Annotated in this window: 16 protein-coding genes; 8 read left to right on the forward strand and 8 right to left on the reverse strand. The window is 44.2% G+C overall.

Going from position 1 to position 20,758, the window contains the following annotated elements; translation table 11 throughout:
* Window positions 1–153: 153 nt before the first annotated feature.
* Window positions 154–1,083 carry a pilin gene (locus tag NJD71_RS07935; protein ID WP_319051428.1) on the forward strand — a complete coding sequence of 310 codons (930 nt, stop codon included), beginning with the start codon at window positions 154–156 and terminating at the stop codon, window positions 1,081–1,083.
* Window positions 1,084–1,099: 16 nt separating this feature from the next.
* On the opposite strand, the gene NJD71_RS07940 is transcribed toward NJD71_RS07935, so the two are convergent.
* The 8 genes from NJD71_RS07940 to gmk form a co-directional block, all read right to left on the reverse strand.
* The gene (locus NJD71_RS07940) at window positions 1,100–2,983 is read right to left on the reverse strand and encodes a monovalent cation:proton antiporter-2 (CPA2) family protein (RefSeq protein WP_319051430.1); all 1,884 of its coding nucleotides are present in this window, start codon (window positions 2,981–2,983) and stop codon (window positions 1,100–1,102) included.
* 83 nt (window positions 2,984–3,066) lie between these two features.
* Window positions 3,067–3,771 (reverse strand): hypothetical protein, encoded by a 705-nt coding sequence (locus NJD71_RS07945; protein ID WP_319051431.1) that lies wholly within the window; start codon window positions 3,769–3,771, stop codon window positions 3,067–3,069.
* Between the two features lie 667 nt (window positions 3,772–4,438).
* Window positions 4,439–5,608: a cation diffusion facilitator family transporter gene (locus NJD71_RS07950; protein WP_319051432.1), complete on the reverse strand. Its 1,170-nt coding sequence runs from the start codon at window positions 5,606–5,608 to the stop codon at window positions 4,439–4,441.
* A gap of 233 nt (window positions 5,609–5,841) precedes the next feature.
* The gene (locus tag NJD71_RS07955) at window positions 5,842–8,130 is read right to left on the reverse strand and encodes a primosomal protein N' (RefSeq protein ID WP_319051433.1); all 2,289 of its coding nucleotides are present in this window, start codon (window positions 8,128–8,130) and stop codon (window positions 5,842–5,844) included.
* A 159-nt stretch (window positions 8,131–8,289) separates the two neighbouring features.
* On the reverse strand, window positions 8,290–8,670 hold the full coding sequence (locus NJD71_RS07960) for a RidA family protein (protein WP_319051434.1): 381 nt from the start codon (window positions 8,668–8,670) through the stop codon (window positions 8,290–8,292).
* 151 nt (window positions 8,671–8,821) lie between these two features.
* On the reverse strand, window positions 8,822–11,020 hold the full coding sequence (locus NJD71_RS07965; protein ID WP_319051435.1) for a RelA/SpoT family protein: 2,199 nt from the start codon (window positions 11,018–11,020) through the stop codon (window positions 8,822–8,824).
* A 318-nt stretch (window positions 11,021–11,338) separates the two neighbouring features.
* Window positions 11,339–11,599, reverse strand: coding sequence for a DNA-directed RNA polymerase subunit omega (gene rpoZ, locus NJD71_RS07970; RefSeq protein ID WP_319051436.1), 261 nt, complete (start codon window positions 11,597–11,599; stop codon window positions 11,339–11,341).
* Window positions 11,600–11,772: 173 nt separating this feature from the next.
* A complete protein-coding gene (gene gmk, locus NJD71_RS07975; RefSeq protein ID WP_319051437.1) occupies window positions 11,773–12,399 on the reverse strand; it encodes a guanylate kinase in 627 nt (208 codons plus the stop codon).
* Window positions 12,400–12,774: 375 nt separating this feature from the next.
* Between gmk and ispH the strand changes: the two genes are divergently transcribed.
* The 7 genes from ispH to NJD71_RS08010 all read left to right on the forward strand — a co-directional run bounded on the left by ispH (window position 12,775) and on the right by NJD71_RS08010 (window position 20,732).
* A complete protein-coding gene (gene ispH, locus NJD71_RS07980; RefSeq protein ID WP_319051438.1) occupies window positions 12,775–13,731 on the forward strand; it encodes a 4-hydroxy-3-methylbut-2-enyl diphosphate reductase in 957 nt (318 codons plus the stop codon).
* 56 nt (window positions 13,732–13,787) lie between these two features.
* On the forward strand, window positions 13,788–14,036 hold the full coding sequence (locus tag NJD71_RS07985; protein ID WP_319051440.1) for a hypothetical protein: 249 nt from the start codon (window positions 13,788–13,790) through the stop codon (window positions 14,034–14,036).
* Window positions 14,037–14,071: 35 nt separating this feature from the next.
* Window positions 14,072–14,887 carry a thioesterase family protein gene (locus NJD71_RS07990; RefSeq protein ID WP_319051441.1) on the forward strand — a complete coding sequence of 272 codons (816 nt, stop codon included), beginning with the start codon at window positions 14,072–14,074 and terminating at the stop codon, window positions 14,885–14,887.
* A gap of 546 nt (window positions 14,888–15,433) precedes the next feature.
* Window positions 15,434–17,407: a molecular chaperone HtpG gene (gene htpG / locus NJD71_RS07995; RefSeq protein WP_319051442.1), complete on the forward strand. Its 1,974-nt coding sequence runs from the start codon at window positions 15,434–15,436 to the stop codon at window positions 17,405–17,407.
* 335 nt (window positions 17,408–17,742) lie between these two features.
* On the forward strand, window positions 17,743–19,197 hold the full coding sequence (locus tag NJD71_RS08000; protein WP_319051443.1) for a C13 family peptidase: 1,455 nt from the start codon (window positions 17,743–17,745) through the stop codon (window positions 19,195–19,197).
* 139 nt (window positions 19,198–19,336) lie between these two features.
* Entirely contained in the window at window positions 19,337–20,227 is an 891-nt protein-coding gene (gene fghA, locus NJD71_RS08005; RefSeq protein WP_319051445.1) for an S-formylglutathione hydrolase, read from the forward strand.
* Between the two features lie 223 nt (window positions 20,228–20,450).
* Complete coding sequence (locus NJD71_RS08010) at window positions 20,451–20,732, forward strand: TIGR03643 family protein (RefSeq protein ID WP_442967663.1); 282 nt, start codon at window positions 20,451–20,453, stop codon at window positions 20,730–20,732.
* Window positions 20,733–20,758 lie beyond the last annotated feature (26 nt).

A 20,758-nucleotide genomic window follows, 5' to 3' on the forward strand; every position in this document is an offset into this window, starting at 1 on the left:
ATAAGTTAAATCTATACAACTGTGAATGTGCAATGCGACTTTAGCGCGTTCGCTGTTTGGTTATCCAGTTTTTCTATCTTATACGTGGGTTTTGGCGTTATTATAGAGCTATCGTTGATAGATAATTTTTTAGAATAAGTAGAGCGTATCGTTATGCTATTTATTGAGACGGATTCACCGCCACCGTTTTACCAAGATTCATTGACACCTGCTAAACGTAAGCAGTTAGACAGATGGTACATCGGCAGTCGCACTCAGCGCTATTATCTCAAACGTTTTGAGCAGTTCGATCAGCAAGGGTACCTATCACCAAAATGGCATTGGGCTGCGTTCTTTATCACTTTTCCTTGGTTGTTATACCGTAAACGCTACATGGATGCGATTGTCTATAGTGTGGCAGGGTGGTCGTTCATTCAGCTCAATGTGGCTATCGTGCTCGTTGCATTCGAATTTGTAGCGATGTCCTACGTACCAGATGCTTATCAAATGGTTACCCGTATTGGCATTGCAGCCGTTATCTGGCTGTTCTGGTCTGCAATGGTGGCGCGCTGGACAGATGCATATTATTACCGAATGGCGCGGCGTGAGATCGCTGATGCGATTAATGACCATCCGCGAGACGAAGCTGCACAAAAAGCGCATTTAAAAAAAGAGGGCGGGGTTAGTTTATTTGGCTTAGCATTGGGGTTCGGTTTTTTCGCCTTTGCATTGCTGGTAATCAAAGTACAGTTTTTGCCTATTATTGCCAAGCCAAAAGAGAATGAGGTGCTATTTGAGGCTTACGACATTGCCAAAACTGCCCAGAACCGCGTGGCACTGATTTATCAGCAGACAGGGCAATGTCCAATAGGTCTGCCGCTGAGTACTGACGATCAACAAGTGCGCATGAGTGTCGATAATCGGGCTGCTGGTGTGCTGGAGACCGACTGTGCAGTGACGGCGACGATTCAAAACGTAAGGTTTCCCATACGTTACCTGAACGAGCAGACATTGGTCTTTTATCATGTCCCAGACAGCGATAATTGGGGCTGCACCAGTTCACTGAACAAGAAACAAGCCCCCAAAAGCTGTACGTCTGACTAGGAATTGAACATCCCTACTATTTAGAGTCAGTTGCGATATCGTCTGGTTTATCAACTGGTGTCGCTTGACTCTTTAATGCCTCGTAAAAATCTGTCAGATCCATTTTACGCGCCTTGCCAATATCTTCATCAAACAAGCTCTCAAGTTCTGCCATCGCCGATTGTGCTGACTCAATCATACTGGCTTCGTCATCATAGATCGCTTGCTGACGCTCAATCAAGTCATCATCATAATCACGGAACGTTCTTACGGTTTCTCGTGCTTTTTCGGGAGAGATGCCGAGCAGTTGCAGTGACTCACGTGACATATCAAGAGATGACAGATAAGTCTCACGCCAAATGTGACGCACACCCACTTCGCGTAAGCGGTAGTAGTGCTGACGATCGCGCGCTCTTGCCAATATAATCAACTCAGGGTAGTTCTTGCGTAAATATTGGGCGGTGGTGATAGAGCGCTCCAAATCATCGATTGCCAAAATAAATACACGCGCTTTTTGAATACCTGCGGCTCGTAAAATCTCAGGGTTTTTTGGATCACCATAATAGACCTGGTTACCGAATTTTCGTACAAAATCGACTCGGTTTGCAGAGCGTTCAATGGCGGTAAATTCGATATTATGCATACGAAGTACACGACCAATAATCTGACCGACTCGGCCAAAGCCTGCAATAATCACTTGGTGCTCATGATCAGGGATGGTGTCGTATTCGCGGCTAGGTTTGCTTTTAGCAAATAATGGCTCACCTATTTTTTCTAATAACAAAAACGCCAGCGGAGTGAGTGCCATCGAGATGGTTACTACAAGATTTAAGGTATTGGCCAGCTCAGGACGTAAGACATTTTGGGCCGTGGCAACGCTGAATAATACAAAAGCAAATTCACCGCCTTGGGCGAGAGTCACACCCAATCTGATACTGGTGGGCCAGCGGTTGCCTGATATTTTTGCGATAGCTGCAATCACGGCAAATTTGATAAACATCAAGGCAAGCGCACAGCCAATGATAAATATGGGCTTGGCCAAAATAAGTTTGACGTCAGTCAACATACCGACCGACATGAAAAATAGACCCAATAGTAAACCTTTAAAAGGTTCGATACTGGCTTCTAACTCGTGACGATATTCAGAGTCAGCCAGCAGTACACCTGTCAAGAATGCACCTAGCGCCATTGATAGACCAATCTGCCCCATCAAGATAGACACACCCATAACGATAAATAATGCGACCGCTGTGAGCAACTCTGTTGCACCACTTGATGCTACAAATTTAAAGAAAGGTCGAACGACATAGCGACTGGCAAAAATAAGACCAGCAAACACCGCGAATACTTTGCCAAAATAAAGCAAATCGTAGCTCTGTTCACGCACCCCTGACAAAAACGGAATCACTGCTAATAATGGGATAACGGCGATATCTTGGAACAATAGAATAGTAAAGGCTTCTCGGCCATGGGTGCTTGATAGTTGCTGTTTTTCAGTCAGTATTTGCAGTACAAATGCAGTAGAAGAGAGCGCTAAACCAAAACCAACGATAAAGGCAGTATCTAGCTGTAATGAGAAAAAGTGATGCAACAGTCCCATCAACAACGTACCAGTCAGCCCAACCTGTAGACCACCAAGGACAAATATAGAGCGGCGTAGTGCCCAAAGCCGTGAAGGTTGCAGCTCGAGTCCGATAATGAACAACAGCATGACCACGCCAAACTCTGAAAAGTGCAACAAGCTCTCAGCATCACCCGCCACATCCAATCCACTGGGACCCAATATGAGTCCTGTGATGAGGTAACCTAAGACCGTAGCTATACCAAAGCGTTTACCAAGGGGGACAAAGAGCAGCGCTGCTCCTAAGAAGATAGTGGCTTGTAACATTAAGTTTGGTGAGCCGGCGGCGGCAGCGAACATCTGGAATCCTCAGAAATTAGGACAAAATAAGCAATTTAAAACGGGCGTAGTTGGCAATAAGTCGCGAAACACTATCGACACTATTATTTTTTACGGTAAATTTTCCACACACCATTGTCTGCAAGCGGGTTGTTATAAGCATCATTGCGACGTTTACGTGGTGTTTGCCTACTATCGACAATCTTAAAATCAGGCAGGGCATGGACGATAAGACCAGTACGATAAAAACGTACGCGTTCAGGCTCTAACATCTCACCTTTACTGTCGCGGCAAAAAACATAAGCACGCAGATCGATAAATTCACGATGAGCGACTAAACGTGCTTCATCGTCGTTATCTAGCACCGCTGTCATGCGGGCAACTTCATCATCAGTATAGGGTCCACACTTATCTGTAAGTGCACCGACTGAGCCAAAGCTTTTGGACTCTTTGGCACGCGTTTTGGTTAAATGAAGGCGCTGAACATGATAGATAAACTGCGGTATCTCAAGGCTGGCTGGTAGCGGTAGATAATCAGGTGGCATATTGGCTGCGGGATAAAAATCCTTGGCGCGTTCAAGTAGGTTTTGCCAGCGCTGCTGATAAGCTTGTACCTCGGCTAAATTACCTTCATAGATAGGCATGTCACGAATCTGCCGCAAAATATCAGGCGGAAACTGCTCATGACGAAAATTGGCAATGTCTTCTTGCAACGTCGATAACAAAACTTTGGCGTGTTTTTTGCCGTCTTTTGACGTGGGATCATCGATATAGTCTGGGGCGACAAAGGGTGCTGAGCGTCTAGACATAATGTTGTATCATCAATTGATCGTGAATAAGGTTTTCAGTCTTAAGTATACAGAATTTATATCAAAAATATGGTTGCAAGACAGAGTTTTTCATCGCTTTTAACATGCCATTACAATCATAGAGTCAAATTTTATAGAAACACCAGCTTAATAGAAGCGTAGGCTGGTTGGAAATTTAAGTGAGATGTACTTTTTATTGCTTCATATGTTTTTATTTTTAATATCTTACAAAACGATAAATATTACTACCTAATCAAGCAAATTATCGCGACTGCTGTTTATGCGTAAGTACCTATCAGGCTTGGCTATGTCTCCTAAGCGGCGTAATCCATTACATACTATTAGCAAAATATCCATCAGCATCTTTTGCATGGGATTAATACTCTCAGTTGGGTTTTGGTTGCTGATGATGTCAAATATGGGGTGAGGTTATCTACCCAATATCTGTAATGGTTGTTTAGATATTTGGATTAGGATGACGTTATTCATAGTGGGTATCAGTCTTTGGCTAGTGACAGTGGCAGTATCAGGGACTTGGTTCACTTTACACCTGCAGCGCTTTTGTTGTCGCTGGATCAGACGAAACCAGTAGCATAGAGACTAGTAGATTAGAGACCAGACCTAACTTAGTGAATTAGATCTGAATGAAAGTGAATAAGTTATGCTGTTAGTGATTATGACCAATATGACTGTTACCAGTAGGTGATCGGCCAGATATATCGCAGACGAGTGCTTCACTATGTGAGCTGTTTTGTGGATGTGACGAGCTCTCTACTTGAATAGTCGCATGATGAATACCAAGTGTCGATAAGTTTGTCTCAAGACTAGCAATCAAGATGCTCGACTCGTGAATGCTCATTTCTCCATCGACCACGACATGGCAAGATAAAGCATTTAAGCCACTAGTAATGCTCCAGACGTGTAAGTCGTGTACTTTTTGTACTTGAGGATGTGTAAGTAGTTTTTGTTCGACATCGACTAGTGAGATATTGGCAGGAGTGCCCTCCATCAATATATGTACAGAGTCACGTACGACGCGGTAACCACTAACTAATATAAGGAGAGCGACGATTATGGATGCTGCGGCATCTGCCCACACCCATCCAAAACCCATCATTAGTAGCGCTGCAATAATGGCAGCGACAGAACCTAATAAATCGCTCAATACATGCAGATACGCACTTTGCATATTGAGATTGACTGGTTTTTTATGATCAGCTGGTTTTGCCTTGGTATCTGTAATTTTGGTATCTGTGGCATCTGTAACATTGGCATCATTGCTCTCGTGGCTGTGCCCATGTGACGCTTCACCATGGTTGCCGCGATGCATCAGCCATGCAACTAAAATATTAATCAACATCCCTATGGTAGCTATGATCAGCATGCCTTGGGTTGCAATTTCTGGCGGTGAGTTAAAGCGTTTGATTGCCTCGTAAAAAATCATCAAGGCAATAATAACGAGGGTGGCGCCATTAAAGGTAGCGACCAATATCTCAAAACGTTTATAGCCAAAAGTTTTTTGATGGGTGGCTGCTTTTTCACCGATTTTGAATGCTATGAGAGTCGCGCCAAGTGCTATCGCATCACTCAGCATATGACCTGCATCAGATAGAAGCGCCAAGCTCCCAGTGAGCCAGCCACCAATAGCTTCGATGAACATATAGCCAGTAATGATAACAAAGCTAAACAGTAAGGTGCGCTGATAGCCTTTGGTATCTTGCGATGTTGGTCTTTGCTCTAAGCGGGAATCATGGTCGTGACGATGCTGATGGTGGTCATTGTTGTCGTGATTTTCATCGTCATTGTGATTATGCACTTCAGGACTATTCTGACTCATAGCAGCACTCAAATTAACTAGTATTTAGGTTAAGTGAACAGTATCAACTGTAGATCAAGCAGGTGTAGGGTTTCTATCGCAGACCGTTTAACAACTATTATAAATTTAACATAGCTACCTATCATAATCTGTTACGACGACGTAAACACAGTGCAGAAGGCAGAAAAACAATGTAGATAAAGAGAAGCACTACGATGCTGCTTGATAAATCAACAACACCATAATGTTTGAGGTTACCAGCCGACAGGATCGATATCTAACGTTAATTTAAGGTATTTTACACTCGGTAGTGTAAGTACAGGCTGCCACCACTGGTTCAATACGTGGTGCAGCTGCTGTCGGTCCTTAGCCAAAAGCAATAGCTGTGCATGATAGCGACTGTTTTTTTTACTCATTGGCGCATCAATGGGACCAAGAACAGCAAGATTATGTGCACTGGGCAGATGCGCAATGGCATCTTTGAGGGCTTGAGTAGTGGCCGCCAGAGTTTTGCCTTCACAGCGTATCAGTGCGGCATGACTGTGAGGAGGTAGCCCCATCATTCTGCGCTCTTGTAATAGCTCACGAGCAAATGATAGATAACCATCTTTTACCAGCTTTAATAAAAGCTCATTGTCAGGTTGCAAGGTCTGAATCAAGACGCGACCAGCTTTGTCACCACGACCAGCACGCCCTGCCACTTGTATCATAAGCTGTGCGGTATGCTCAGGCGAGCGAAAGTCTGCTGATAGAAATCCGCGATCAGCATTCGGTAAGCAAACTAGGGTGACATTAGGGAAATGATGACCTTTGGCGACCATTTGTGTCCCGACCAATATGGCAGGGTTACCTTGGTTTATTTGCTCGTAGATATTCTCCCAGCTGTCTTTGCGCCTTGTGGTATCACGATCGATTTGGATAATCGGATAGAGCTCTTTACTGGTTTGAGGGTTAGCAAATATGGCATGTAGGTTTTCGCTCAGCCTTGTCGTACCCATACCTTTAGCATCTAGGTTTTGACTGCCGCAATCAGGGCACGTCGTTGGAATATAAGCTTGCCAATCACAGTGGTGGCACTTTAGATAAGAGCTAGCTGCATAGCTACTGTACTGAGACTGACTATTATAATGGACGGTTAGATGTGCATCACAGCGAGGGCAGTCTGCCTGCCAACCACAAGCCTCACATAACAACACAGGAGCATAGCCGCGGCGATTCAAAAATATCAGTACCTGATCACCCGCTTCTAGCGTTTGTTTGATGGCACCAATCATGGCGTCTGTCAGTCCTGTATCATAGCGCGCACCATCATCTTGGGCTTGCTGATGCGTGCTTTGCAGGCGCGCATCGATCAGTTGCATGGTTGCAGGCTTGGCATTACCAGGACGAGTGAGTAACTGATACTCTGTCAGCTTACCGTCATCAACCAGTTTCAGATGCTCAAGAGAGGGCGTCGCTGTACCGAGTATGACTGGAATTCTGTTTTGTAGGCCGCGATAGAGAGCAACATCAGCAGCATGATAGCGCAAAGTGTCTTGCTGCTTGTACGAGCCATCATGTGCTTCATCAACAACAATAAGCCCCAGCGCTGCAAATGGATATAGCACCGCTGATCGCGTACCGATAATGATTTGTGCATGACCTGTGCGGCAATCTTGCCAACCTTGGAGACGATGCGTATTGGTCATACCTGAATGTAATAAAACAATATGAGCGGCAAAGCGACTGGCAAACCGTGCACGTGTCTGCGGTGTGAGTCCAATCTCAGGCACCAAAATAAGCACTTGCTTGCCTGCTTCTAATACTGCTTGCATCGCTTGTAGGTAGACTTCAGTTTTGCCGCTACCGGTAATACCATTCAACAAAAACCCAGTATAAGTCTCAGACTCATGGGCTGCAACAATGGCATCGACGGCAAGTTTTTGCTCGTCATTTAGATCAAGTGGCATCTTGGCTAATTTAACAGGAGAGGGGGGCTTTTTTGGTTGAATATAGCGCTCGATAAGTCCCTTGTCTTCTAGCGTCTTTAAAAATGCCCGCTGCATACCTTCTAATAGCAATACGTCTTCACTTGCCCCATGCTGACCATGTAGCTTGAGCATATCAAACTGCTGTTTTTGTTTTTTAGCATTGGCATGAAAGTCATCATCAGTGATATGCGGCAAAATTCGCCAATGGGTAATCAGCAAATCTAGCGGCTTACCTTGACGCACGAGACTTGGCAAAATGACAGCTAATACGTCACCAAGCGGATAGTGATAGTAGCGCGCAAGCCAATAGGCCAGCTTGAGCATACTAGGATCTAGAATAGACTCCGTATCCAAACACTTATTGATAGCCTTGATTTTGCTAACCGGTACACTGCTTCTGTCCTCAGAGACATGGGCAATGACGATGCCAATCAAGGTCTGACGACCAAATGATACTTCAACGCGGCTACCGATTTGCGGTATCAAACCGTCTGGTGACGCAAGCATATCTGCTGGTAGGCTGTAGTCAAACACCCGATAAAGGGGTACGGGTAGAGCAACTTGGACCAACATAAACGGCTTCGCAATATCATCAGGTTAATGGGGGATAAAAGGCAGAGACTAATAAGCTTAGCATGATGCTAAGCTTATTATAGAACGATTTATAGCGTGCTAATTAAGTAGAGTCTATATCAGCACTGTTTAATATTGAGTACTGTTTGATATCCAGTATTAGTCAATATATAGGATAGACTCGATTTCGACCACACCACCTTTTGGTAGGGCAGCGACCTGTACAGCAGCGCGGGCAGGGTAAGGCTCGCTTAAGTTGGCAACAAACACGTCATTCAAAACCGCAAAATCACTTAAGTCAGTCAAAGAGACGTTGAATTTAACCACGTCATTTAAACTACCGCCAGCCGCTTCACAGATCGCTTTGATGTTCTCAAATACTTGCTCCGCCTGTGCCTTAAAGCCTTCTCTCAATTCCATAGTTTCAGGGTCAAAACCAAGCTGACCTGAGATATAAACAGTGTTACCGACTTTGACCGCTTGTGAATAAGTACCTACCGCTGCAGGTGCGTTGTCTGTTTGGATGGTTTGACGAGTCATATGATGTCCTTTGAATATTTTATGGGTTTGCTGCTAAAAGCTCAGTAGCATTACGTATGATTATTTTAGAAAATGCTAAAGTCTCAATGTTAGGTTTTCATGTCTCTCTAACGAGTATCTAACAGATAGTATCGATAAATAGACATGACTATTATAATTGATATAAGCGCATGATGTTAGGGAAGCCGAGTAATGAGCGCAGCTCGCGAATGCCTTGAGCCAAGTGGTTGCGACTGCGTACAATGATATGGACAATAGTATCGCTATTACGTACGTCAACGGTTTCAACACCCATATTCAATTGACGTAAATGGTAAATGACTTCACTGATTTGCTCATCACTAAGCGCGATAGAGAGTTTTAGGTAAGCAGGAAAACGGATTTTGCCGCTATTTTGTATATCGTTATCATCCGTATCACCCTGCATTATAGTAGTGTCATTGCGCCACCGTAGCTGGATAACCTGATAGGGGTTGTCTTTACGAATGTCATCAAGTGAGAAGCACTTGTGTCTATGAACCACCAAACCGTGGCGTGATAAATGCCCAACGATCGGGTCACCATAAATCGGATGGCAGCAGTTGGCAAAATCAAGTTCAACCCCAGATGCATTGGCAATCAACTGCTGTGGCTGAGTCATATCATCGTGGTGCGCTTGAGCTTGCAGGCTGCTCACTTCGTCACTAAACAGACGAGTAACGACCAGTTGCGGCAGTAGTGTGCCAGAGCTGATTTGTTCAAATAGAGCGTTCTTTTCGGCTAGTCCGCGCCATTCCGTCAAATCTTTCCAGTCATTGTCTGTCAAATCATCGAGTGTTTTTTGATAGGTTTTGAGGGCACGATCTAACGCTTGACGACCGTGGTGCTGTTTGTCAGCGGCAGACAAGTCCTTGAACCAACGTAAAATCTCTTCGCGTGCTTTATTGGTAACCACAAACCCTAGCCACTCTGCTTTTGGTTCAGAATGGCTGTTGACTTCGATTTCAACCGCTTGTCCGTTTTTTACCACCGTACCGAGTTTTGCAGGTTTACCGTCGATGTTTGCACCAACAGCGACGTTACCGATCATAGGCCCAACGGCATAAGCAAAATCAAGTGCGGTTGCACCTTGTGATAGCTCGTAAGCTCGGCCTTTTGGACTATAACAAATGATCTTACTAGAATGTAGATAGTCCATTAAGTCATTGATAGTGGAGACCGCTGCTGAGAAATTGGGACTGTTTTCGTTCAAGCTGTCTTCATCGACCAAGTCTTTCATATTACGTAAAGAAGCTTGGATAACCGACTGGCTGACGTCGGAGGCGTGCTCTGCACCAATAACACCAAGCCTTGCTGCGCTTTGCATTTGCTTGGTCAAGATAGTGACCTTGACGACATCGTTATCGCGCTCATAGATAAGCGTAAGCGATTGATTACCACCCGGTAGCGGCCTACGAATATTATCAGCAATGTGCGTATCGTCGATTTGATACTTTTTAATCAAATAATAAGCCAGCTTGTCACAGGCTTCGATATTGTCGAGGACAATTTCAAACGCATAATGACGTAGTAGGGTATTGATCTCACCGCGGTTGCGGAAAAACTGACGATATATCACCACACGATTGTCCAAAACTTTGACCAGCCCGTTAAGGTCTAAGTTGTTGAGGACGATACTTAAATAGCGGTGAATGGCTTCTCTTTGAAAATTACGTCCAAGTCCATGCTGTAAGAGCTTATCAGACAGTTTGTTATACATACCAGAATCAAGGTTACGGTAGCACAGCACCTCGATATAGTCGGCAATATCATTAAGACCCATCAATCGTGCAAATGGGACATAAAAGTCCAAGGTTTCTTGTGCGGTCGTGCGCTGCTTTTCAGGGCGTACCGCATCAAGCGTAGACATATTATGTAAGCGATCAGCAAGCTTGATAATCAGTACACGTGGGTCAGCAAGCGTCGCGGTCAAGATTTTGTGAAAAGTGGCCGCTTTATTTTGTTGCTTGTTGTGAGAGGATGATTTGAGCTTGGTCACGCCATCGACCAGTCTCGCTACTATCTTGCCGTAGCGCTGCTCGATCTGTTCGTCACTCACGTCAGTATCTTCGACCGTGTCATGCAAGATCGCGGCGATGATGGTGTCTCTATCTAAGCGAAAGCCTGCCAATATCTCAGCCACTGCGATGGGGTGAGTGATATAAGGTTCCCCTGATTTACGCTTGTCTTTGATATGCGCAATATCACCGAACTCACAGGCATCAATAATGTCACGGCGCTCAGCGGCAGTGAGATAACCTACTGAACGTAGCAGGTTATATTGAGCATCATCAACGAGATGATGACTGAGTTTGGGTAGGGTTTGACTCATAAAATAACAATCCTATTTTCCATTACCTACTTATTTGACCATTTCTCGAAGCAAATGATGATGAAATATCGACCTACCGTATGAATCGTAAATAAGAGTAGGCCATTCTCTAATTAATCGCAAATTGCATTCAATGTCAACTGATAAGCGAGTAGGCAAGATAAAAATCCAAAATTTTTCACTTAGTGGTCTATTTTAGAAGATAAATGGTTATCAAAATCGCGAATACAATAGAGTCACAACCAAAAAACCACAGCCTATGCTGTGGTCTCTATTGCTGATCAAGATATATAGCTGTCTTATTTAGAAGCTACAATCCTAAAAGCTATGATCGCCTGACAACGCTAAATCTAATGAGCTAGTAGCAAAGTTATGCTCTGGCTGATTTAGAATATCACGGGTGATTTTGCCAGCGGCAATTTCACGTAGCGCCAGTACGGTAGGCTTGTCATTGTCAACATCTACCAATGGCTCAGAAATACCCTTTGCCAATTGACGGGCACGCTTGCTTGCGACCAAAATTAGCTCAAAGCGATTATCAACATTATCCAAACAATCTTCAATCGTTACTCGTGCCATAAATAGCTACCTCGGTTGTTTTTATTAGTCACGGACTTTGACCGCCACTCAATAAAAATAATATCAAATACATAAAGGGGGATAGCTACATATTATAGCATTTTTTGCTAAGCTGCGTAGTTGCTTTTTATATCATCTTATTGGACAAGCAGCTTTAGTCGCTGATGCTAAGTTTACTCCGCTGCAGGCTTGTTTAGCAAGTTGCTAATCGTACGATGATAACGCTGCTGCTGACGAGCAAGCGTTTGCCTATCAGCGATAATAAGTGCTTTTAGCTCAGCCAAAGCCACTTCAAAATTATCATTAATAATCACAAAATCAGAATTGACGTACTGTGCCATTTCATGAACAGCACCAGCCAGACGTCGTTCTATAACTTCGCTGGTATCTTGTGCGCGAGTTGATAGGCGCTGACGCAAGGTATCAATACTAGGCGGCAAAATAAAAACAGTCGTCGCATCAGGGAATATTTTTTTGACTTGGGTGGCGCCTTGCCAGTCAATCTCCAAGACCACATCGATACCTGCCGCAAGCTGGGAGCGTACGCTCTGCTCTGAGGTGCCATAGTAGTTTCCGAATACTTCTGCATGCTCTAAAAATTTATTTTCGCCAATAGCTTTTACGAAGCTATCCACATCTGTGAAATGATAGTGATGTCCATCAATCTCGCCTGGGCGCGGGCTGCGAGTCGTGTGCGAGATACTGACGGTTAAGTCGTTAGTGGTCGCCAGTAGTTGCTTCACCAGTGAGGTTTTGCCTGTACCCGAAGCGGCAGTAATAATAAATAATGAACCTGTCATACAATTTGTCCCAATAAAATATGTGCTAACAAATGGAATGTGTTAATAAAATAAAAAAGTGTGCTAATCACAGACTAAAAATATTCCAGTCAGCAGAAAAGGCTGGAAAAAAGAAAAACCGCCATCATGTATGGCGATATAAATCATAATAGTTGTCTCATTATAAACGGCTTTTGTGTGAGTGAAAGCGAGTTTTGCAATATGCGATCAGTATGTCGATATTTATAACTAAAATATTGCGATGAGTGTACTGCTATTTTTGAGGGCAATAAAAGCAAATTATGCTAAAGTAGAGTATTGAAATTGCCCCAACTTTTGAATGAAAGCTTTGATGCATAAGCTTTACATATAAATTATCCAATGATAGGCCTTCTTATGCAAATTTATCTTGCCAATCCTCGTGGGTTTTGTGCTGGTGTAGACCGTGCGATCGCGATTGTTAACGAAGCGTTGACCCGTTTTGAGCCGCCCATCTATGTCCGTCATGAAGTCGTACATAATAAATTTGTCGTATCAGATTTAGCCAATCGGGGCGCAGTATTCGTCGAAGAGCTTCACGAAGTGCCAGATGGTGCGGTGGTTATTTTCTCTGCGCATGGGGTCTCTAAAGCGGTGGAAGATGAAGCAGGTCGCCGTGACATCACTGTATTTGACGCGACTTGCCCCTTGGTGACAAAGGTACATATTGAAGTGGCCAAGTTTGCCCAAGATGGCATGGATGCGGTTTTGATAGGACACGCTGGACACCCAGAAGTAGAAGGCACTATGGGCAGGTTCAATGCAAAAAATGGTGGGCAGATCCATCTTGTCGAAGATGAAAGCGACGTTGCAGCTTTAACCGTACAAGATGCCAAACGCTTGGCATTTGTCACTCAAACGACGCTATCGATGGATGACACTGCTCGCGTTATTGATGCGCTGCGTGACAAGTTCCCAAGTATCCAAGGACCCCGAAAAGACGATATATGTTATGCCACGCAAAACCGCCAAGATGCGGTAAAAGATCTTGCCAGTCGCTGCGAGGTTGTACTCGTGGTTGGCTCACCAAATTCTTCAAATTCCAATCGTTTGCGTGAGTTGGCTGAGCGTATGAATTGCCGTGCTTACTTAATCGATAATGCCAGCGAGATGAATCGCAGTTGGTTAGATGGTGTGCAGAGTATCGGTGTTACTGCTGGTGCATCAGCGCCAGAGGTGCTCATTCAAGAAGTGCTGCAGCAGCTGCAAGACTGGGGTGGCGATCTTCCTAGTGAGCTATCCGGTATCGAGGAAAACGTAACGTTTAGTTTGCCAAAAGCCTTGCGCATTCCTGTTACCCAAGTTGGTAAATAGTCAGTCGGTAAACAACAAGTATTTGCGTGAAATATTATTGATATGGATAAGGCCGCATGAAAGAACCCAAAGGCAAATTTGTATTGGCAGAAGCCACGCTCGCTGACGTCAATAAGCAATTAAAGCTCAACATGCTCGTGACGGTTGCGGTAGTGTTTGTACTATTCATGAATATTATAAAATTCATGGCAGAAAAGAGCTTTTTTTATGCGGCACTCGCAGTCGTTATGATCTGTTTATTGTTCTTTATACAAAAAGCTCGCGGTATTCTTTTGTTAAGAAAACAAGAGCTGACCCATAAATAAAAGTTTTACAAGAAAGTGTTAAATATAGGATAGCTATGACTGCTTATTACAAATTTATCAAACGTGAACAACAAGAAAATGGTACCAGTGTGGCACACTATCAGCCAACCGAGCATGCACAAGGTGCCTGGAATGAGCATGAGCAACACATGGCGCCAGCGACAGGGCTCCTAACTGCTGAGCTCAAAGGTTTTGCACCGCAGCCCAATACTCGCATAGCTCGCGTAAGTCTGGATATATTGGGCTTGATACCGCTTGATGACTTTACCATTACCACTCGCTGTATTCGACCGGGCAAAACCATTGAGTTGATAGAGGCAGTAATGAGCAGTCGTGGTCGTGATGCTATCATCGCACGAGCGTGGCGACTCCTGACTCAAGACACCAGTGAAATAGCAGGACTAGAGGATCAAGCTTCAGTGCATCAGCCTGAGGATTTGCCCGTTTGGGACGAGATGAAAGGCTGGCCAGGTGGCTTTATCGAAAGCGTACGGCTAGTGACTACAGAAGATCGTCGTCCTGGGCGCGGGATGGTATGGATCACTAATGATGTGCAAATGGTAGAAGATACGCCAACCGATGATGTGGTACATCTATTGGGTATGGTGGATACTGCTAATGGTGTTGTCCCTAGGTTGGGGCTTGGACTGTCTAAACTAGAATGGATGTTCCCTAATACTGACTTACAAATACACATGCATCGAGAACCCAAAGGACGCTGGTTGGGTATCGAGGCAGTACAGCAATACGGTGATGATGGTATTGGTCTTACCAGTGCAGTATTACACGATGTGTATGGGCCTTTTGGTCGCAGCGAGCAAATACTCACTATCCGTCCGATACCGCGCTAACCGTTAGATAATTTTTTAGATAACTGTGTAGCCGGTTTACAAATAAAAGCACCAGTACAAGCTCATCTTTTGTCAAAGATAGGGACTATATAATTTGTAAAACGAAACGATAATATACAATCAATTAATTATACAAATAATTGAAAACCCGTTTTAATAGTATCCAAGAAAACGATATTAATCGACAGGGAGGGTGCTATGAACACGCATATTCAGTTTTCAAAAAAACTAACGACGATTTGGGACTTATTGATAGAAGCTTATTCAGAATAGTGACTTGTATCTACACGACTTGTGTATACATATGGGCACTTGCGTGAGCAGATAGTTCTTAAACAGCGTTTTGATAAATAAGCAGAACACCGCCTTGATAAATATAGGCGGTGTTTTTTATTGAATAAGCCTTCTGTGCTTGAATTTTTTTTTGCTGCCCCTATTAGTATAGACAGTCTAACGGTAATGCACACGGTAAACTGTGAGCATTGTTAGAACAGCTATAGTCAGTTATTTGATAATAGGTCTTTCATAGAATTTAAAGGAGTTTTTATGAGTGAAGCAACCCAAGCTGAAGGTCTGAATCCAGAATTAAAAAAACATACGTTTGAAGCAGAAGTGGCGCAACTACTGCACTTGGTAACGCATTCATTATATTCTAATGCGGATATTTTTGTCCGTGAGCTCGTCTCTAATGCATCCGACGCTTGTGACAAATTGCGTTTTGAAGCGACCAATGATGACAGCCTTTATGAAGATGACGGCGAGCTGAAAATCCGCATTGCTGTTGATGAAGCCGCGAAAACCATTACCTTTACCGATAACGGTATTGGTATGAACGAAACGGATGCTATCGAAAACTTAGGTACGATTGCCAAATCAGGCACCAAGGCATTTTTGGACAAACTATCTGAGTCACAAAAACAAGATGGTCAACTGATCGGTCAGTTTGGTGTTGGTTTTTATTCAGGCTTTATCGTAGCAGACACCATCAGTGTTGAATCACGCAAAGCGGGCGAGCCTGCGGATAAAGGCGTACGCTGGGTATCTGACGGTACAGGCAGCTTTACTGTTGAGACTATTAATAAAGACACGCGCGGTACGGCGATTACCTTGCATCTAAAAGAAGAATATAGCGAGGGCGAAGATAACTACCTAGACCGCGGTAAGATTAAGCGTCTTGTAAACAAGTATTCTGATCATATCAGTCTACCGATTCAGATGCGTAAAGAAATCTGGCAAGAAGATGTAAAAGAAGACGAAAATGACAGCTCTGATGATCAGGTGCCTGCTGGCGGCGAGATGGTACTTACTGATGAGTGGGAAACCATCAACAAGGCCAGTGCATTATGGACGCGCTCAAGCTCTGAGATCGAAGACGATGAGTATGTCGACTTTTATAAGAACATCTCTTATGACATGACTGATCCACTTGCTTGGACGCATAACCGTGTAGAGGGCCGAGTACAATACACGCAGCTACTGTATATCCCTGAAAAAGCGCCAGCAGATTTATATACTCGTGAGCAGCAGCATGGTCTCAAGCTCTATGTGAAGCGTGTCTTTATCATGGATGAAGCTGAGCAACTGTTACCAATGTACTTGCGTTTTGTGAAAGGGGTTATCGATTCAGCAGACCTACCTTTGAATGTGAGCCGTGAGCTACTACAGGAGTCACGTGATGTAAAATCTATCCGTGATGGTAACGCACGTCGTATCTTAACCTTGCTCGCAAGCCTTGCCAATAGCGAAGACAGTGATAAGCAAGAGAAATTTGCTAAGTTCTATGCAGAGTTCGGTGATGTGATCAAAGAAGGTCTAGGCGAGGACGCAGGTAACCAAGAACGTATCGCCAAGCTATTGCGTTATGCAACCAGCACGCAAGATGGCCTTGAGACCAGCTTTGAAGATTACAAAGCTCGCATGAAAGATGGGCAAAAAGCCATCTACTACCTCACCGCTGATAATTTAGCAGCAGCAAAAAACAGCCCACAACTTGAGCTGTTTAAGAAAAAAGGCATCGAAGTTATCTTGATGACTGGCCGTGTCGACGAATGGGCGATGAACTTCTTGACGTCATTTGACGAGACACCGCTACAAAACATCGCCAAAGGTGCGGTAGATTTGGGTGACTTGCAGGACGAAGCTGAAAAAGCCGAAGCAGAGAAAGCAGAAGAAACGTTAAAGCCTGTTGTTGATAAGCTTAAAACTGCGCTAGGTGAGCGGGCTAAAGACGTCAAAGTATCAACGCGTTTGGTTGATAGCCCAGCATGCTTAGTCGTTGGAGAAGGTGAGCTGTCACCACAAATGATTCAGATGCTACAGCAAATGGGTCAAGACGTACCAGCGAGCAAGCCAACCCTTGAGGTCAACCCTGATCATCCGCTCATCAAAAAGTTAGAAGGTAGCAAGCAGTTTGATGATTTGGCGCAAGTGATCTTTGATCAAGCCTTGTTAGCAGATGGCGGTCAGTTAGAAGATCCAGCTGCTTATCTAAAGCGCGTTAACGAGCTGTTGATGAGATAGTATCTGGTCGTTAGTGTAAAGGGAGGCCTTGTTAGCAAGGCCTCCTTTTTTTATTAGTATTCATGGTCATGTTTCGGTGATCTCTAGATTTAGGCGAGTTTTACAAATCATGCTTATCGTCTTGACCGACAATCCGTTACAATCGCGATAGATTAGCGAGCTAGACTATTAGGCAGTGCTAGTCGTCTTCTGTAAATATTCCATCGTGAATTCAATATAAATCGATGTCTAGAGCCGTAACAGAATCGTAAGACGATTGCGTAAGACGGCAGCTACACTAGAATAGTTATCATTGGGTCATTTTATTTTTCTCGGCTGGCTAGAGGTCTACGTCTTTGTCACTTACGTCGTTAAAAACCGTATCGCTCCAGCGTTTTTCGCTCAACTTTGCTGCCAATATTATTGCAACCTTGTGGATGCTAGTGGGCTCAACGCGAGCATTTTCTTGGGTCAAGCCTACGTTTATACAGTTTGCTGTATTCGCTATATTGGCACTCAGTAGTAATGTTTTGTTTTCGTGGTTGGCTGCTGAAAGTGGTAGCATATTTAATGAGCAAGGATTGGTCAGTTATTTGATTTGGCCAATGATTATTTTGCTCAGCGGTATTATTTTAGCAAGGCGCGCGAGCAACCAATCGCTAGTATTCGTGCCAGTCGTACTATGGTTGGTTGCTGATACGCTATCCGCTTTGTTACAAAGCTTAGTACAGTTTTCTGGTAGCTATGGTTGGTTGCCTGAGTGGAGTTATTCCTTTTTACCTGTACTATTTTTGGTATTGTTCCTATGGCAGACGCTTGCTTTATTATGGATTTTTTCTCGTCGTTTGCGTATACCGTGGTGGGAGCGCATTATCATACTGGTAGGTGCGGTAGCGTTACTGACTATCTGGCAACGTAATGTCGCTGACCAGCCTATTTTTAAGCAAATCCCAGTAGAGCCCGTATTAGAAGAGGCGGCATTATATGAGCAGCCGCGTCTATTGCAGCAGGCGCTAAGCAGTATTGACCCGAGTATCGATGGCAAAACGGACTGGTACTTTATGGGTGTGGCTGGGTTCTCTGGTCAGAACGTCTTTCGTTCTGAAATTAATAAAGTACGTGAGCTGTTCGATGTACGTTTTGGTACCAGTGGGCACTCACTGTCTTTGATCAACAATACCTACAGTTGGCTGGACGAGCCAATCGCTACCAAAACCAGTATTGCACGTGGGTTGAAGAAGATCGGTCAGCAAATGAACGCTGATGAAGATGTATTGTTCTTGACACTGTCGTCACATGGCAACGAAGATATTGTTCAATTAGAAAATCCGCCACTCGCGATGGACAATCTAGATGCCACATGGTTACGCGAGACACTCGACGCATCAGGTATTCGCTGGCGTGTGATTGTGATATCTGCGTGCTATTCGGGGTCGTTCATCGATGAGTTGGCATCGCCGACTACCGTAGTGATTACGGCCTCAGCCACTAACAAGGCATCGTTTGGCTGTACCAATACAGCTGAGATGACTTATTTTGGTCAAGCTTTTTTTGCTGAGAGTCTACGTGAAAACAGCAGCTTTGAATCTGCTTTTAAAGATGCAGCATACCGTGTACAAGAGCGTGAGCTTTATATGGGATTTGAGCCATCAGAACCACAAATGGTGATTGGTAGTTTGATGGAGACGGCACTACCGGCGTTTGAGCAAGTATTGTTTGATAAAGCACGTCCATCAGTTGCTAGTATCACGAGTAACGCGGCTTCTGTTACTATTGATACTGTACCTGATAGTGTGCCAACCAGTCCGTAAATGAAGTTAATAGAGCGATTAAATACAGATACAGCGCAACTCAAAATCTTGCAAATATAATATCAAATCACGAGCGTTTATTATTTATCATCGCTATCTATCACCGTTAGTTTTATTTTGAATAAAAAGGATATCACTCATGCACAATGCTTATAGTCGTAGTTTGTCCAACAACAAGCAGATGACCCAAAAAAGTGTGAATCGTTGCTTTAACGGTGAGCAGCATTATTATAGCCACGAGTCGACATCGACCAAAACGGCGATGACGTTTAGTATTTATTTACCTGATGAAGCATTGGCTGGGCGACGTTGTCCTGCCATACTGTACTTATCAGGACTGACGTGCAATGCCGATAACGTCACTCACAAAGCGCACTTTCAGCAGAAATGCAGTGAGCTTGGTATGATACTGATTGCACCCGACACCTCACCTCGCAGTAGTGATGATATTGAGGTGCCAAACGACGAGCGCTATTTTGTCGGGCAGGGCGCAAGCTACTATGTTGATGCGACCCAAGCGCCGTGGTCAGACAACTTTAATATGCAAAGCTATATCGTCGATGAGCTATATGACTTATTACGCTCAGAGTTCCCAATAGACAGCATTGGTGTCACAGGGCACTCTATGGGTGGTCATGGCGCGCTGCTATTGGGATTTAAGTATCCGAGCAAGTTTGTCAGTGTATCCGCCTTATCGCCAGTATGTGCCGCTAGCGAGTCTGCATGGGGACAGGCGGCTTATACAGAATATTTCGGTGATAATAAGGCTCTATGGTCTCAAGCAGATGCGGCACAGATGATTGAAAAGGTCGGTCAGCAGTATGCAAGTATCTTGGTTGACCAAGGCGCGGCTGATAATTTTTTAGAGGAAGAACAGCTGCAGACTTCCAAACTACAAGAGGCTTGTGCAAAAGCCAAACAGCCCTTAACATTACGTTATCAGGCGGGGCATGACCACAGCTATTATTTTATTCAGACAGTGATCAATGATCATATCGAACATCACTGGCATATGGCGCAATTGAGCTAAGGTGCCATACCAGCTAACGTGATACGTTTTTTGCTCTCTCATTTATGCTCAAAAGGTGATTTTTATGGCAAGTTATCAAGATTTGACAGCTTCCAATGGACAAGAAAAGTCAGTAGATACTGACGCTACAAAGGCAATAATGCAGGCCGATATGGATGCTGCCCTAAAACATAAACAGCCCAGTAATGATGATCAAGTGACTCAGGATAAGTCAGATGAGCTGATCGCAAAAACGCTCAATGATGCAGGCGATAGAGTACTTGATGAGACACAAATATCGCGTGTGATAGAGATGGCGTGGGAAGATAGAACACCATTCGGTGCGATAGAGCATAGCTATGGTCTCGATGAAACAGGCGTTATCAAGCTTATGCGTCAAGAGCTCAAGCCATCGTCTTTTCGTCTATGGCGTCAGCGAGTGAGTAATCGCGCTACCAAGCATGAGGCAAAGCGATCTTTTGACGTGGGCCGTGCCTATTGCAAGACACAATACAAGCCGCGCTGATTAACTGAGTATGCGAAAGGTATAGA

The sequence above is a fragment of the Psychrobacter sp. PP-21 genome (assembly GCF_033790785.1).
Taxonomy (GTDB): domain Bacteria; phylum Pseudomonadota; class Gammaproteobacteria; order Pseudomonadales; family Moraxellaceae; genus Psychrobacter.